At 71.0% G+C, this 14,986-nt stretch carries 14 protein-coding genes; 8 read left to right on the top strand and 6 right to left on the bottom strand.

All coding sequences use genetic code 11. The features are described from left to right. Positions 1 to 186 precede the first annotated feature (186 nt). The 4 genes from OG379_RS04795 to OG379_RS04780 all read right to left on the bottom strand — a co-directional run bounded on the left by OG379_RS04795 (position 187) and on the right by OG379_RS04780 (position 5,511). Entirely contained in the window at positions 187 to 2,211 is a 2,025-nt protein-coding gene (locus OG379_RS04795; RefSeq protein ID WP_405659633.1) for a glycogen debranching N-terminal domain-containing protein, read from the bottom strand. After that, on the bottom strand, positions 2,208 to 3,596 hold the full coding sequence (locus OG379_RS04790) for an MGH1-like glycoside hydrolase domain-containing protein (RefSeq protein ID WP_405659631.1): 1,389 nt from the start codon (positions 3,594 to 3,596) through the stop codon (positions 2,208 to 2,210). Before OG379_RS04790 ends, OG379_RS04795 begins: the two co-directional genes overlap by 4 nt. Continuing rightward, positions 3,593 to 4,393 (bottom strand): TIM barrel protein, encoded by an 801-nt coding sequence (locus tag OG379_RS04785; protein ID WP_405659629.1) that lies wholly within the window; start codon positions 4,391 to 4,393, stop codon positions 3,593 to 3,595. Before OG379_RS04785 ends, OG379_RS04790 begins: the two co-directional genes overlap by 4 nt. 71 nt (positions 4,394 to 4,464) lie before the next feature. After that, the gene (locus tag OG379_RS04780) at positions 4,465 to 5,511 is read right to left on the bottom strand and encodes a zinc-binding alcohol dehydrogenase (protein WP_405659627.1); all 1,047 of its coding nucleotides are present in this window, start codon (positions 5,509 to 5,511) and stop codon (positions 4,465 to 4,467) included. Between the two features lie 136 nt (positions 5,512 to 5,647). Between OG379_RS04780 and OG379_RS04775 the strand changes: the two genes are divergently transcribed. The 6 genes from OG379_RS04775 to OG379_RS04750 all read left to right on the top strand — a co-directional run bounded on the left by OG379_RS04775 (position 5,648) and on the right by OG379_RS04750 (position 11,695). After that, positions 5,648 to 7,051, top strand: coding sequence for an ABC transporter substrate-binding protein (locus OG379_RS04775; protein ID WP_405659625.1), 1,404 nt, complete (start codon positions 5,648 to 5,650; stop codon positions 7,049 to 7,051). A 33-nt stretch (positions 7,052 to 7,084) separates the two neighbouring features. After that, positions 7,085 to 8,065: a carbohydrate ABC transporter permease gene (locus OG379_RS04770; protein ID WP_405659622.1), complete on the top strand. Its 981-nt coding sequence runs from the start codon at positions 7,085 to 7,087 to the stop codon at positions 8,063 to 8,065. 80 nt (positions 8,066 to 8,145) lie between these two features. After that, positions 8,146 to 9,012: a carbohydrate ABC transporter permease gene (locus OG379_RS04765; RefSeq protein ID WP_393757120.1), complete on the top strand. Its 867-nt coding sequence runs from the start codon at positions 8,146 to 8,148 to the stop codon at positions 9,010 to 9,012. 88 nt (positions 9,013 to 9,100) lie between these two features. Beyond that, positions 9,101 to 10,309, top strand: a complete 1,209-nt coding sequence (locus OG379_RS04760; protein ID WP_405659620.1) for an ROK family transcriptional regulator — start codon at positions 9,101 to 9,103, stop codon at positions 10,307 to 10,309. A gap of 33 nt (positions 10,310 to 10,342) precedes the next feature. Then, positions 10,343 to 11,248, top strand: coding sequence for a Gfo/Idh/MocA family protein (locus tag OG379_RS04755; protein WP_405659618.1), 906 nt, complete (start codon positions 10,343 to 10,345; stop codon positions 11,246 to 11,248). 48 nt (positions 11,249 to 11,296) lie between these two features. Next, the gene (locus OG379_RS04750) at positions 11,297 to 11,695 is read left to right on the top strand and encodes a hypothetical protein (protein ID WP_405659616.1); all 399 of its coding nucleotides are present in this window, start codon (positions 11,297 to 11,299) and stop codon (positions 11,693 to 11,695) included. 288 nt (positions 11,696 to 11,983) lie between these two features. On the opposite strand, the gene OG379_RS04745 is transcribed toward OG379_RS04750, so the two are convergent. After that, on the bottom strand, positions 11,984 to 13,156 hold the full coding sequence (locus OG379_RS04745; RefSeq protein ID WP_405659613.1) for an epoxide hydrolase: 1,173 nt from the start codon (positions 13,154 to 13,156) through the stop codon (positions 11,984 to 11,986). 103 nt (positions 13,157 to 13,259) lie between these two features. On the opposite strand from OG379_RS04745, the gene OG379_RS04740 reads away from it, so the two are divergent. Beyond that, positions 13,260 to 13,835, top strand: a complete 576-nt coding sequence (locus tag OG379_RS04740; protein ID WP_405659611.1) for a CGNR zinc finger domain-containing protein — start codon at positions 13,260 to 13,262, stop codon at positions 13,833 to 13,835. Between the two features lie 75 nt (positions 13,836 to 13,910). Continuing rightward, positions 13,911 to 14,408, top strand: coding sequence for a hypothetical protein (locus tag OG379_RS04735; RefSeq protein WP_405659608.1), 498 nt, complete (start codon positions 13,911 to 13,913; stop codon positions 14,406 to 14,408). 43 nt (positions 14,409 to 14,451) lie between these two features. Here the strand turns inward: OG379_RS04735 and OG379_RS04730 are convergent, their stop codons facing one another. Continuing rightward, positions 14,452 to 14,955, bottom strand: coding sequence for a serine hydrolase (locus OG379_RS04730; RefSeq protein ID WP_405668409.1), 504 nt, complete (start codon positions 14,953 to 14,955; stop codon positions 14,452 to 14,454). Positions 14,956 to 14,986 lie beyond the last annotated feature (31 nt).

Here is a 14,986-nt window from a genome sequence, read left to right as displayed (position 1 = left end):
ACAGCAGGGCTCAGGCCGCGTACATGCCCTGTTCCGGCAGTCCCGTCTTCTCGAAGGTGTGTACCGAGAGCCCGCGCGGTCGTCCTGCGGCTGACGAGCCGCAGGACGACCGGGGCGGCCCTGGGAGTCGAGGTACAGGAACTCCTGGACGGCAAGCCTCATCGCGCGTCACCTCTTACGCCGACGTCACGGCCGCTGCGGCCCCTGGTCCACGGGCCAAGCCTGTGCCACTCCCGGGGCGCCGTGGCGGGCGGGAACATGTTCGTCCTCCTCCAGCAGCGCGGTGAGTACGGCCAGAGGAGTCGCCGCCGCCCAGGCCTGCGGGGAGCAGGAATGGGGGTACGGAACAGGCCGGGGGTGCTGGGCGCGCGAGTAGCCCGCCATGACCTCGGGCAGCCGGTGACCGTGGTGGGCCGACGCCTCCAGCAGACCGAGGGCGACCGTGCGCGCCTCGTCCCGCAGGCCGCACCGTGCCAGACCGAGCAGGATGACCGCGTTGTCGTGCGGCCAGGACGTGCCCCGGTGGTACGAGAGCGGGTGGTACCCCGGCTGGCCGGACGCCAGCGTACGGATGGCCCAGCCCGAGAAGAAGTCGGGTTCCAGCAGCCGCCGCCCCACGCGCCGCGCGTGCCGGTCGTCCAGGATGCCGGACCACAGCAGGTGCCCGGCATCCGAGGCCAGCGAGTCGACCTGCCTGCCCCGGCCGTCCAGGGCGAGCGCCGGGAAGTCGGGGCCGGGCATCCAGAAGTCCCGCAGGAACCGGGCCCGCAGACCGGCGGCCGCGCCGTCGAGCCGGTCGGCGTACGCGTCGTCGTCCCACACCGAGCGGGCCAGCCGCGCGGTGCGCACCAGCGCGTCGTAGGCGTAGCCCTGTGCCTCCGCGACCGCGATCGGTCCCTCGGCCTGGGTACCGTCTAGGAAGCAGACGGCGCCGTCGGAGTCCTTCCAGTTCTGGTTCACCAGACCCTGCGGGTCGGGCGAGTAGACCAGGTAGCCGCCGTCGTCCAGGCCGCCGTCGCGGAACATCCAGTCCACCGCCGCCCGCGCGTGGTCCTCCAGACGGGCGGCCAGGGCGCGGTCGCCGGTGGCCTCGGTGAAGCTGTCCAGGAGCACGAGGAAGAGCGGGGTGGCGTCGACCGAGCCGTAGTAGCGGCCGTACGGCACCTGGCGGAAGTGGGCCAGCTCGCCGTGCCGGATCTCGTGGACGATGCGCCCCGGCTGCTCGCCGCGGGCGGTGTCGTACTCCGTGCCCTGGGTGGTGGCCAGGGCACGCAGGGTGCCCTCCGCCAGCTCCGGCCGGTACGGCAGCGCGAAGAGCGAGGTGAACAGGGAGTCGCGCCCGAAGAGCGTGAGGAACCAGGGGATCCCCGCCGCGGGTACGCGCACGTGTTCACCGTCCGGGCCGGTGGCGGGGACCCGCAGGGCCGCCAGGTCGCTCAGCCCACGGGCACAGGCGGCGGCCAGACCCTCGGGCGCACCGGCCGGAACGGGCAGCGGCGCGCCCGTGAACGCCGACGTGTCCGCCGCACGCTCCGCGACCGCCTCGGCCGGTGTACCGACGAGGGCCGGCGCGGGCGCGCCGTGCGCGTACGCCGTGACGGTGATCAGGAGTTCGGCGGTGCCGTGGGCGGGCAGTTCCAGGTGCCAGTCCAGCCGGTGGGCCGTGTCCTGTACGCCCACGGGCCGGACGGCGGCCGGGGCGGGCGTGGCGCACACCGCCGTACGGGACAGCCATGTGCCGCGCTCGTAGGTGAAGGTGACCCCCTCGGCGTGGACGCTCGCCGTGCGCAGGGCACCGGCCTTCTCGTACCGCCGCTTGTCGGAGCGCAGCTCGAACTGGTCGGCGAAGTCGGCGTCGGCGGTGAGGGAGAGGACCGCGGTGACGGGCGCCGGACGGTTGTTCACCAGGCGCAGGGACTCCGTCAGGACGCCTGTGTCGACGGCCTGTTCGCGGAAGACGGTGTAGCCCGCCGGTTCGTCCCTGGTGCCCGGGGGTGTGAGCACGCACCGGGCGGACGCCTCGCCGTCCGACGGCACCAGCACGGCCGGCTCGGTGCCGTCGACGGTCAGTGCCCACCGGCTCAGATGCCGGGCGTCGCGATGGAACAGTCCGTCGGGGGAGGTGCCGCGACGGCCGCTCACACCGCCGTCGGCCCCGAGGACCGCGAAGGTGCCCGCGCGGACCAGGGTGGTGTCCGCCTTGCCGTTCACGTGTGTGCTCCGATCGGTGCGGTGCGGGGGGCACCGCCGTCGGCAGGCCGCGTGGCGGCCAGCAGATCGAGGGTGAGGGCGGCCGTCCAGCCGAAGGAGCGGGTCCCGCGGGCCTCGGCCGTGAAGGGGTCCACGTACTCGGCGAAGGAGCTGGCACCGGCGGCGTCGAGCATGGCCCCGCGCAGGGAATCGGCGGTCTGCGCGTGCCCGCACCGGCGCAGACCGCGCTCCAGCAGCCAGTTGGTGTTGAACCAGGCGGGGCCGCGCCAGTAGCGGGAGGGGTCGAAGGCGTGTCCGGTGATGTCGTACGACGGAGCCATCGGGACCTCGCCGAGGCGGAAACCGGTGCCCGTCGCCGTGCCGAGCAGGGCGTCCACGATGTCCTGGGGGAGTCCGGGCACCATGAGCGGGACGAGCCCGGCGACGCTGCGCTCGGGGATCAGCTCGCCGCCGACCAGGTCACGGCAGAGGAACATGCCGTCGGCGGGCGACCAGAGCCGCTCCAACAGGGCCGCGGTGAGGCGCGCCGCCCGCGCCTCGTGGGGGGCGGGGTCCGCACCCGTCTCGGCGGCGATCCGGGCCAGCGCGTGCTCGGAGACGATCAGCAGAGCGTTGACACAGGGGTCCTCGACCGCGAAGGCATGCCCGCCCGGCACGTCCGCGTAACCGCTGTCGCGGTAGTCGGCGGCGAGCCGCACATAGCGTCCGTAGTCCAGGTCGGTCGGACGTTCCGAGGCCTGCCCGTGGTCAAGGTCGGCGCGGCGGTACGAACCGGGGGCGGCCGGCTCGACACGTCCCAACGGGCCGTCCCAGCAGGGGCTGTTGTCCATGCCGGGCTCCCACGGGTGCACCATGGCCGCCAGCCCGCCGCCGCCGAGGTCGCGGGGGCCCGTGAGGTAGTCGTGCCAGGCCACGAGCCGGTCGTACACACGGGGCAGGAAACCGCGGCTGCGCGAGGTCTCCGGGTCCGCCCGGTAGACGAGCCAGGCCGCGAGCGCGTGCACCGGGGGCTGCACGATGCCGGAGGTCTCGGTGCCTGCCGGGGCGCCTGCCGTGGCGCCGTCCGTGGAGGAGCGCCAGAAGTCGGGGCTGGGGAAGTACGCGTCGAGGGGCACGGCGGGGCTGAACACGATGTGGGGGACGCGCCCGTCGGTCCACTGCGCGCCCAGCAGGCTCTCCAGCTCACGCTGGGCCCGGCGCACGGACAGATGGCGCAGACCGATCGCGATGAAGGCCGAGTCCCAGCTCCACTGGTGCGGATACAGCCCGCGCGACGGGACGGTGGAGGACCCCGTCCAGTTGGTGAGGAGTACCCGTGCCGCGCCGCGCCGAAGGGTCAGGTGATCGGCGGCGGCGGGCACGGGGGTTTCGAGCAGCGACGTCACGCGCCGGACCTCCGGAGGAACGCGGGGACGGAGCGCACGGCCGCCAGCGGGTCGCCGGTCAGCCGGCACTCGGCGGCGAGGTAGCCGTCGTAGCCGATGCTGTGCAGCGCGCCGATCCAAGCGGGCCAGTCGAGGTGGCCGGCCCCCGGCTGGAAGCGGTTCGAGTCGCTGACCTGGGCGTGGCCGATGTAGGGCGCCGCCGCCAGGATCGACGCCGAGGGGTCGGCCTCCTCGATGTTCATGTGATAGCTGTCGATACCGATGCGGACCGAGTCCAGGCCCACCGTACGGATCAGGTCGACGGCCTGCTCCAGCCGGTTGACCATGTGGTCCTCGTACCGGTTGAGCGGCTCCAGGTAGAGGGTGACGCCCTCGCGGCGCGCGTGCTCCCCCAGCTCGGAGAGGCCGGACAGCAGCACCTCGCGGTCCTGCTCCTCGGTGCGCGGCGGCTCGAACGGGGGGAGCCTGCGCGAGAACATCCCGTAGGACGCGGGGGTCTGGACGCCCAGCGCCCCGATCTCGGCAGCGACGGAGAGCTGGGACTTCATCTGCTCCAGGGCGTCACGGCGCAGGCCGTCGTCGAACGCGGCGAAGAAGTGCAGCATGTCGACGCAGACGGTCGGCATGACCACACCGTCGGCCAGGGCCTGCTTGAGCTCGGGCAGGCGGTCACGGAAGTGGAAATCCCCCTTCGAGCGCAGCTCCACGGCGTCGTAGCCGGCGTCCTGGGCGAAGGCCCACTTCTCCTGGAGTGTGTCGCCGGGGAGGAGCTGTTCCTGGCAGGCGGTTTTCAGCATGGGGTGCCTTTCGGCGCCGGCGGACGGCGCTCGGGAGTTCTGGTGGTGTGATCGGTCCGGGCCGCGAGGGCTCAGAACTCCAGGACGACCTGGAGGGCGTCGGCGGGCTTCTCGTCGAGCAGCACATACGCGTCGGCGGCTTCCGCCACCGGGACGACGTGGCTGACCAGGGACTTCACGTCGACCTGGCCTTCGGCGACCAGCGAGAGGAAGGTCTGCTGGAGCCGCTCGACGGTCCAGCGCCCCGCCAGTTGCGGGGGCACTCCGCCGATCTGGGAGCAGATCAGCTGCACCCGGTTGTGGTGGAACTCGTCGCCGAGGCGAAGACCCGCGCCGTCACCCTGGTAGAAGCCGGAGGCCACGACCCGGCCGCCGACGGTGACGGAGCGCACGGCCTCGTGCAGGGCCGGGTACACACCGCTGATCTCGATCGCGACATCGGCGCCCGCCCCGCCGGTGGCGGCCCGGATGCTTTCGGCGACGGTGCCGGTACGGGCGTTGAGGGTGTGCCGCGCCCCGTACTCCCGGGCCGTCGCGAGCCGTCCGTCGAGCGCGTCGACCGCGGTGACGCGCGCGCCGTTGAGCTGGGCGAGACGGGTGGTGAGCAGCCCGATGACGCCCTGGCCGAAGACGGCCACGTCCTCGCCCAGGTGGATGTCGGCGGCGAGGATCGCGTTGTACGCGATGGCGCCGACCCGGGCGAAGGCCCCGGCGAGCGGTTCCAGGCCCGCGGGCAGGGTGTGGCCGACCATGCGCTCGGCCGGGACGATGCCCTCGCTGCGGTGCCCCCAGATGCCCCAGACCAGATCGCCCTCGACCGGCATACCGGGCGTGCCGACGAGCTCGGGGGAGACCTCGGTGACCTCGCCGACCTCGGAGTAGCCCCAGCCGGCCACCGGGTACTCGATCCCGGCCGCCCCGTCGCGGAAGATCCGGGCCTCGGCGTCCCAGGTGCGTGTCAGGTACGGATTCGTCCCTCGGTAGGCGGTGAGTTCGGTTCCTGCCGAAATGCCGGAGTAGCGGGTGCGGACCCGCAGGTGCCCCGCGGGAAGCGGAGCACTCTCGTGCTCGGCGACTTCGACCTGACGGGGGCCGGTGAACTGGACGACGCGTTCCACGGGGGGCTCCGGTAGCGCTTGGAGGGGTGTTGCTCGCTGACTTCAGTCGAAGATATCTCAGAGTTATGTCTTGTCAATAAGCAAAAGTGATGCTGAGATGCGTCAGGAAAGTGCGTAAGTGGCGTGAGGACACAGCATGGTGATGAAGACCCGACGGTCGAGGGTGACCCTGTTCGGGCTCGCCGCGACCCTGGCCGGCGGCCTTTTGGCCGGCTGCTCCGGCAGCTCCGGCGCAGAGCGGCCCGACAACAGGATCACGGTGTGGTCACAGGAGAACCTGCCGCCGCGGATGGCGGCGACCAGAAAGGTCATCAGCCGTTTCGAGAAGGAGAGCGGCGTCGAGGTCGACCTCGTCGGCGTGGACGAGGCCCAGCTGCCGCAGCTGATCATGTCCGCCGCCGCGGCCGGCAAGCTCCCGGATGTGATCGGGGCGGTCCCGATGGGCCAGGTCTGGCAGATGTACGGCAACGGCCTGCTCAACACCGAGGTCGCGGACCGCATCGTGAAGGATCTGCGGCCGGACACGTTCAACAGCAACGCGCTCGAGCTCACATCCGACAGAGGCACCAGGCTCGGCGTCCCCTCCGACGCCTGGCTCCAGATCCTCGTCTACCGCAAGGACCTGTTCACGAAGGCCGGGCTCGACGCACCGGAGGACTACCCGAGCGCCCTGAAGGCCGCCGCCGCCCTCGACCAGGGCGGCCGGGACGGCATCTCGCTGGCCACCGACCCCTCGGACGTCTTCACCCAGCAGAGCTTCGAGGACCTCGCCCTGGCCAACGGCTGCCAGCTGGTCGACGAGGCGGGCGAGCCCGCTCTCGACTCACCGGCGTGCCGAAACGCCTTCGCGGCGTACGACGATCTCGCCCGCGAGCACGGAGCGCCCGGCACCCAGAGCGTGGACTCCACCCGCGCCACCTACTTCGCCGGTCAGTCGTCGATGATGGTCTGGTCGTCCTTCCTCCTGGACGAGCTGGCGGGCCTGCGGTCGGACGCGCTGCCCAGCTGCCCGGAGTGCAAGAAGGACCCGAAGTTCCTGGCCCGTAACACCGGCGTCGTCACCTCCCTGAAGGGCCCCGACGGCAAGGAACCCGCCCAGTTCGGCGAGATCACCTCCTGGGCCGTCACCCGGACCGCCGAGACGGACGCCTCCCAGAAGTTCATCGAGTACATGATGGGCAACGGGTACGCCGACTGGTTCGGCATGGCCCCCGAGGGCAAGATCCCCGTCCGTACCGGCACGGCGGAGAAGCCCGGCTCCTTCGAGCAGGCGTGGCGCGCCAGCGTCATGGGCGTCGACCGCCGCGAATCCATGCAGAAGGCCTACCCCTCCGCGCTCCTCGACCGGCTCGTCACCGGTGTCGGAGGCATGAAGCGGTGGGGCCTGACCCAGGGGCAGGGCGCCCTTGTCGGCGCCACGAACGGCGAACTCCCCGTCGGCAAGGCCATCGGGGCGATGACCAGTGGCCAGCTCTCGCCCGACGAGGCCGCCGAGGAGGCCAACGACGAAGTGGCCGCCCTCCAGAAGTCCCTCCAGTAGCCGCCCGCCGCTCCCTCACGAGGTAACCGACCCATGAGCACAATCACGAGCGGCGCGAAGAAGCGCCGCATCCCACCGCAGAGTACGAGCAGGCGGGAGAACCGCGCGGGCCTCGCCTTCGTGACCCCCACCTTCCTGGTGGTCCTGGTCGTGGTGATCCTGCCGATCCTCTGGACCGTCCTGCTCGCCTTCCAGAACGCCAAGCTGGTCGACATCCAGGAGAACGGCCTCTTCGGTCGCTGGACCCTGGACAACTTCTCCCAGGTCTTCGGCTCGCCCGGCTTCTGGAGCAGCCTCGGCACCACGCTCCTCTACACCGTCGGCGCCACCGCCGGCTCCGTCGTCCTCGGTCTGATCGCCGCCCTCGCCCTGCGCAAGCCCTTCCGCGGAAGGGGCGCACTGCGCGCCGCCATGCTCCTGCCGTACGTCGCCCCCGTGGTCGCGGTCTCCTTCGTGTGGGAGGTCGCACTCAGCCCGCAGTACGGCATCGTGAACGAATGGGGCCAGAAGCTCTTCGGGTGGGACGACCCCATCGCCTTCCTGTCCACCCGTTCCTACGAAGTCGGCGTGCTCGGGGTCCACTTCGACATCCCGCTGGCGCTGCTCACCGTCATCGCCTTCGAGACCTGGCGCTACTTCCCGTTCGCCTTCCTCTTCATGCTCGCCCGCCTCCAGGCGGTACCGGACGGTCTCGAGGAGGCCGCCGAGGTCGACGGTGCCACGCTGTCCCAGCGCTTCCGCCACATCCTGCTGCCGCAGCTGATGCCTGTCATCGCCCTGCTGTCCGTCCTGCGCTTCATCATGACGTTCAACAAGTTCGACGACATCTACCTGCTCACCGGCGGCGGTTCCGGCACGGACGTCGTGGCCGTCCGCGTCTACGACTTCCTCACCTCGCGCTTCGACGTCGGAGCGGCCTCCGCGCAGGCCCTCGTCCTCGCCGTCGTGCTCATGGCCCTCCTGGGCGTCTACTTCAAGTTCTTCGGCAAGAAGATGCAGGAGGAGTCGGCATGACCCCCACCCCGACCATGACCCATGAGCCGGCCGAGCGCACCGCCCGCCCGCTGCCCGAGTCGCGGCGGCCCCGGCCGCGGCTGACCCGCGCCCAGTTCGAGGAACGGTTCTTCGGAGTCCTGCGCTGGGTGGTGATCGCCTTTCTCGCGGCGATCACGATCGTGCCCTTCTACTACATGCTGATGCTGTCGGTGAAGCCCATCGACGCACTGCTCCTGGACCCGGGCAACCTCTGGGTCTCGGCGAAGGACTTCACGCTCGACACGTACGAGAGCGTCCTCAAGTCCTCGGAGGACGGCGGCCAGGGCTTCCTCGGCATGCTGCTCAACTCGGCGCTCGTCGCCGTCGCCACCGTCCTGCTCACGCTGGCCGCCGCGGTACCGGGCGCGTACGCCGTCAGCCGGCTGAAGTTCTTCGGCAACCGCCAGATCAGCGCGGTCTTCCTGGCCGTCTACCTGTTCCCGGCCACGCTGCTGGCCGTCCCGCTCTTCGTCATGTTCGCGAAGATGGGGCTGTCCGGGAGCCTCGTCGGGCTCGCCATCGTCTACATCGCGCAGACCGTGCCCGTCTCGATCTACATGCTCAAGAACTACTTCGTCACCATCCCGTTCAGCATCGAGGAGGCGGCGGCGATCGACGGCGCGTCACGGCTGCAGACCGTACGCAAGATCATCCTGCCGCTCGCCCTGCCGACCCTCATGGCCACCGGGCTGTACGTCTTCATGATCGCCTGGAACGAGTTCCTGTTCGCCCTCCTCTTCCTGGCGGCCGACCCGGAACGGTGGACCGTCTCCCTCGGTCTCCAGCAACTCGCCAACGGCATCGAGGTGTCCAAGACGGTGCTGATGGCCGGGTCGGTCGTCCTCACCATCCCTGTGGTACTCCTGTTCTTCTCCGCCGAACGGCTCCTCACCGAGGGCCTGACCAGCGGTGCGGACAAGGGCTGACGCCGGGAGCCGGGAGGGCCGGCAGGGCGGGATCCAACGGCCCCCGGGGCCGGGCAGCGACGCGACAGACAGGGCGAGGACGGCGGGGATGGCAGGAAACCAGGCCAGCGCGGGGCATCTGCTGCAGCTCATTCGCAGCGGCGAAGCCACCACGCGCGGCGAGCTCCAGCAGGCGACCGGCCTGTCCCGCTCCACGGTGGGACACCGGCTCGACCAGCTCTTCGGAGCGGGCTGGCTGCGCGGCGCCACCGGCACCTCCACCGGCGGACGCCCCTCCGCCCGGCTGGAGTTCGACCCGGGGCACGCCGTGGTGCTCGTCGCGGACCTGGAGACCCGGCACGCCCGCGTCGCCGCGCTCGACCTCTCCGGCACCGTCCTCGCCGAGCACACCGGGGCCCTCGTCATCGCCGACGGCCCCGACCGCGCCCTGGACCAACTGGCGCGCTGGTTCGGCCCGCTGCTCGCCGAGGCGGGAGTGGGGGCCGAGCGTGTCTGCGGCATCGGGCTCTCCGTGCCGGGGCCGGTGGACTGGGAGTCGGCCCAGATCGTGCAGCCGCCGATCATGCCCGGCTGGGACCGCTTCCCCGTACGGGAACGACTGCGGGAGGCCTGGACCGAGCACGTCGGACCGATGCCGGCCGCCGGGCCCCTGCCCGTCTTCGTGGACAACGACGCCAACCTGATGGCCCTGGCCGAGCAGCGGGCCGGCCACCCGGACTGCAGCGCCTTCGTCCTCATCAAGGCGTCCACGGGTATCGGCGCCGGCGTCGTCGTCGGAGGCGAGGTCTACCGGGGCATCGACGGCGGGGCGGGCGACATCGGCCACATCCGGCTGCACGATCGCCCTGACGCACTGTGCATGTGCGGGTCCTACGGATGCCTCGCCGCCGTCGCCAGCGGCCGGTCGATCGCCGGACAGCTCACCGCGGCCGGTGTGCCCACCGCGTCGGGCTCCGACGTACGCGAGCATCTCGCCGCGGGCCAGCCGGATGCCGTCAGGCTCGCCCGCGAGGCGGGACAGCGCGTCGGCGAGGTCCTGGTCACGGTCGTCACGCTGCTCAACCCCGGCGTACTGATGCTCAGCGGCGACCTGGCCGGCACCCCGTTCCTCACCGGCGTCCGCGAACTCATCTACCAGCGCGCCATGCCGCGCACCACCGCCCACCTCCAGGTCGTCACCTCCGAGCTGGGCGACCGCGCGGCCCTGGTCGGAGCCGCCCGCATGGTCATCGACCACCTGTACGCGCCCGAACGCGCCGACGCCCGCCTCGCGGCACTCGCCCGTACCGGCGCCTGAGCCACCGCCCCCAGCAGAACGACGGAGAGCACCATGTCCACCGCCCCCCTCCAGGACAGCCGCCCCCACGAACCGGTCCGCGTCGGCCTCGTGGGCGCAGGGCCCTGGGCCCGGACCATGCACGCCCGCATGCTCGCGGCCGGGCCGGAAACCTCCCTGGCGGCGGTCTGGGCGCGCCGCCCCGAGGCCGCGGCCGAGGTCGCGGAGCCCTACGGCGCACCGGTCGCCGACTCCTTCGAGGAACTCCTCGACCGCTGCGAGGCGGTCGCGTTCGCCGTGCCGCCCGCCGTGCAGGCCGCCCTCGCACCCCGTGCCGCGGCTGCGGGCCGCGCCCTCCTGCTGGAGAAGCCGCTCGGCGCCGATCTCGGCGCGGCCCGCGCCGTGGCGGACGCCGTCCGCGACCACGGGGTGGTCTCCCAGCTCGTCCTCACGAAGCGGTACCACCCGGCCACCCGCGCCTTCCTCGCCGAGGCGGCCACCCGCGAGGTCACGGGAGCCCGCTCCTGTTATCTGCACGGGGCCTTCCTCGGCGGGGAGTTCGCCACGTCCTGGCGGCTGGAACACGGCGCGCTGCTCGACCTCGGCCCCCACCTCCTGGACCTCCTCGACACCGCGGTCGCGCCCATCGTCTCCGTACGGGCGACCGGGGACCCGCGCCGCTGGGTCGAACTGACCTGTGAGCACGAGAACGGCGCGGTCAGCCAGGCATCCCTCTCGGGCTGCGTGCGGCTCCCGAAGGCCCGGACCAGGATCGAACTGTTCGGCCCGGGGGAGGAGCTGGTCTACGACACGGCCGGCATCGACCACGAGGAATGCTGGCCGGTCCTCCGGCGCGAATTCGCCACCGCCGTCAGGACCGGCCGGGGGACCGACATCGACGCCGCCCACGGCCTGCACATACAGGAGCTGCTCGACATGGCCGCCCGCACGACCGGATGAGCCCGCAGGACCGGCTTGGTATGCGCCCCTGGCGTGGATGATTGCGGGGTGTTGGTCCAGATTGAAGCAGTACGAAAGATCTCCGGCGGGGCTGCGATGGTCCGGGTGCGCTCGGAGGTGGGCGTCGCCGTCGGGCTCTGGTGTGGGGGCCCGACGGATGTGGGCTGCGAGCATTATGTGGAGTGGACTGTTGATGACGACGTGGCCTGGGGCGGGAACACCCAACCAGTGGTCTGTCCCTCGCCCGCGTTGAGTGAGAACGGCAGTCAGGTCGTCTTCCGGGGGCGTCTGACTCTCACGGGCGACGGCGGGGCGGTGCTGGAAGCGGGTGACTCACAGATCCTGTTCGACGTCGCCGATCCGCTGCCACCGGTTGCGGTTGACGGAACGTGGGTCGAGGTCCGTGTCGAGCGCGACAGGGTCAGCCTGTATCCCTACCTGCTGTGATGCACACGAGGGTGAGGCGACCCTGCCGCCGTTCAGCCACCTCGCCAGTCGCGGTGGCCCGGCTTCGACCCTTGCGAGGGTTGCCGCTCAGGGGGCCGAACGGCTCGAAGGGACAGGCGAGGACATCGCTCAGGGTAACGTCGACACCAGCTTCGCCTTCGAGACGGGTCGCGTGACCGTCTTCACCGCGCTCGACGAGCACGGGGTGAGCTTCGACCCTCCCGGGCCGAGGCGGGCGGGCCGTTGACGCACCCGGAGTCCAGGCGAGCGCCGGTCGCCGAGCCGCGTTCACCGATGGGCGGCCAGCACCGCCGCGAGGCCCTCTTGCAGGTCTTTGACGAAGTATCCGGGAACCTCCAGCGACGGGAAATGCCCCCCGGCTTCGGGCGACCTCCATCGCACGATCTGCCGGTACCGCTCCTGCGCCCAGGGGCGCGGGCACTTCTCGACATCGCGGGGATACATGGTGAGTGCCGACGGGACGTCGACCCGAAGTCCGGGGTCCAGCGAGTTGTGGCTCTCGTAGTAGATGCGGGCCGCCGACGCGCCGGTCCGCGTCAGCCAGTACAGGGTGACGTCGTCGAGAATGCGGTCTCGGGAGATCGTCTCGAACGGGCTGTCCTCGGTGTCCGACCACTCGGCGAACTTGTCGAGGATCCAGGCAAGAAGCCCGATCGGTGAGTCGACGAGCGAGTAGCCGATGGTCTGCGGTCGGGTCGCCTGCTGCTTCGCGTACGCCGCGTGGTGGCGCCAGAAATCACGGGTTTCCTCGGTCCACCTGCGCTCGATCGCCGTCAGCCCGTCCGTGGTCAGCCCGGGCGGTCCCTCCGCGAACGTCGTGTGGATGCCGAGGACGTGCGCCGGGAACCTGCCGCCGAGAACCGTGGTGATGTTGCCTCCCCAGTCGCCGCCGTGGGCCACGAACTTGTCGTAGCCGAGCCTTCCCATCAGCTCCACCCACGCGGCTGCGATCTTTTCGGTTCCCCACCCGGTGGTGGCCGGCTTGTCGCTGTAACCGAAGCCTGGCAGCGAGGGGACCACGACGTGGAACGCCGGCGCGTTCGCATCCTTCGGATCTGCCAACTCGTCCACTACGTCGATGAACCGAGCGATGCTGTCCGGCCAGCCGTGCGTCAGGAGCAGGGGAGTGGCATCCGCGTGCGGGGACCGGCGGTGCAGGAAGTGGATTCCCAGATCATCGATGGTCGTGCGGAACTGGCCGATCCGGTTGAGGCGCTCTTCGAACGACCGCCAGTTGTACCCGGTGCGCCAGTAGTTCACGACGTCGACGAGGTCGGCCAGAGGAACGCCCTGCTCCCATCGGCGAGGGCCGGGCGCGGTGCGATGGACCGTCTCGGCCTCCGGCAGCCGCGCCGCGGCCAGTCGCGCGCGCAGATCGTCGAGCTCGACGTCAGTGGCATGGGCTTCAAATGCTTGCACGTCGCTGGTCGGACGGGGCATGAGACCTCCTGGCCGTCGTGGAGCCGGCCACGGTCTTCTGTGAACCGGCTAAGACGGTTCTAGCAGTTCTCCGAGCCCCGCTGCAACCGGCTAAGGTGGTTCCATGTGTGCTGCGTTCCCTGACTTCCGCCTCGGCAAGGTGCTCGCGATGAGCTTCACCGGGACTCTGTCGGAGCGTCGTGGTGACGCTGTGGAGCGCATTCCCACGCCTCACCGGCTCATCGACTGGCTGGCGGTGAGCGGCCTCGCCGTGGACTCCTGCACCACCGCCCAGCTCGAACTCGCTCGGGAACTGAGGGAGTCGATCCACGCCGCCGCGACAGCTGCGGCGATCCAGGACGCTCTCCCTGCTTCCGCTGTCCAAGTCATCAACGACTGCAGCGCTCAAGGCCGGGCCGCAGCGATCCTGACGCCCGAGGGTGAACGGCGATGGCGGCTCAGCTCGGCTTCCTGTGTGGAAGATGCCCTCAGCGTGATCGCCGCCGACGCGATCAGCGTCATCGCAGGCGAACGAGACGGAAAGCTGGCCTTGTGCGCATCCCCGACCTGCCGGGCCGCCTTCTTCGACACCAGCCAGAGTCGCACCCGCAAATGGTGTGACATGAACACGTGCGGGAATCGTCAGAAGAAGGCGCGCTTCCATGCCGGCCAGCGTAAAAGCACCAGGTCAGCGGAGTGAACGTCATCCTCGGTACATCCGAGTGGGCCCCACGCCTGCGACACATCTGCCGCGTCGGGCGCGAGGAGGACGGACGTGTCCGGTGAGCGGCTCGACGCGGAGTGGGTACGGGGCTGGTGCGAGCGGACTTCTGCTGGGCTCTCGGCTCTGATGTCGTCGTTCCTGGAGACGCACGGCTATCCGCCCGGTGGGAACGCCGTCGTCCTCGCAACGGATGAGAGTCATGGGGCGACGGGCGCACTCGTGGATCTGACGCCGATCCCCTCCGACCTGACGACCCTTTACTGGGTGGTCTGCGAAATTTCCATGCCTGATGTGGAGCACGGATACTTCGTCCACCCGGCCTCGACGGTAGCGGAGCACCTGCGCGAGTACGGATCCGTCCAGATCGACGACGAGCCACCTGGCATCGTGTTTGCCAGTGACGGTGGTGGGCGTCTGTTCGCGGTGGCAGGAAGCGGACGGGTCTGGAGGTCGGCCACCGCCTCCTGGCTCGCCGATTTCGAAGTCACCGCAGAGTCCGTCCAGCACTTTCTCGAACAGCTCGGCCGAAGGGTCGCCGGCCGGACCTGACCCGGCGCTCCGTCGGGTCAGGTCCTTGTGGCGTGGGGCCGGCTCACCCGTGGCCCTTGCCGCACAGCGCGGCGTCCACCGCGCCCTGGAGATGCTCCAGACTGTCGCCCTCGGCCGCCCAGGTCGTGGTGTAGACGGTCACGGTGCCCCGGCCGCCCGTGGCCCGGCCCCCGCCCACCGAGCCGCCGGGCAGGTCACCGCCATGGCCCCAGTAGACGCCGCCGCAGCTGAGCGGGATCGAGGCGATGCCGTAGCCGTAGCGGCTGCCCGCGGGGTAGACGTCCCTGCCGCCGATGCCGGTGGTGTCCCGCATCATCGGGCGCAGCGCCCGGTCGGGCAGGAGCCGGCCGCCGAACAGGCCGTCCCAGAAGGCGTTGAGGTCCTCGGGTGTGGACACGAGCCCGCCGGACGCGCCGAACTCGTACCCGGGAAGCTCGGTCACGTCCACGACGCCTGCCTCCGGGGACGCGGGGTGCACGCCGTAGTTGCGGGCGTGCGGGCCGCGCAGGGTCAGCTCGCCCGGGGCCGGCCAGTAGGTGTCGTCCAGGTGCAGCGGGCGCAGGATCGTACGCTCGAGG

This window comes from Streptomyces sp. NBC_01166, assembly GCF_045039765.1.
Classification (GTDB): Bacteria; Actinomycetota; Actinomycetes; order Streptomycetales; family Streptomycetaceae; genus Streptomyces.
Note: the sequence above shows the minus strand (reverse complement) of the source record. Positions and strands in the feature narration are given on the sequence as shown.

Bases quoted from the DNA above. Each gene is read 5' to 3' on its own strand.
- OG379_RS04755 (WP_405659618.1), top strand. From the start codon at position 10,343: ATGTCCACCGCCCCCCTCCAGGACAGCCGCCCCCACGAACCGGTCCGC.
- OG379_RS04740 (WP_405659611.1), top strand. From the start codon at position 13,260: ATGTGTGCTGCGTTCCCTGACTTCCGCCTCGGCAAGGTGCTCGCGATG.
- OG379_RS04770 (WP_405659622.1), top strand. From the start codon at position 7,085: ATGAGCACAATCACGAGCGGCGCGAAGAAGCGCCGCATCCCACCGCAG.
- OG379_RS04760 (WP_405659620.1), top strand. From the start codon at position 9,101: ATGGCAGGAAACCAGGCCAGCGCGGGGCATCTGCTGCAGCTCATTCGC.
- OG379_RS04745 (WP_405659613.1), bottom strand. From the start codon at position 13,156: ATGCCCCGTCCGACCAGCGACGTGCAAGCATTTGAAGCCCATGCCACT.
- OG379_RS04775 (WP_405659625.1), top strand. From the start codon at position 5,648: ATGGTGATGAAGACCCGACGGTCGAGGGTGACCCTGTTCGGGCTCGCC.
- OG379_RS04785 (WP_405659629.1), bottom strand. From the start codon at position 4,393: ATGCTGAAAACCGCCTGCCAGGAACAGCTCCTCCCCGGCGACACACTC.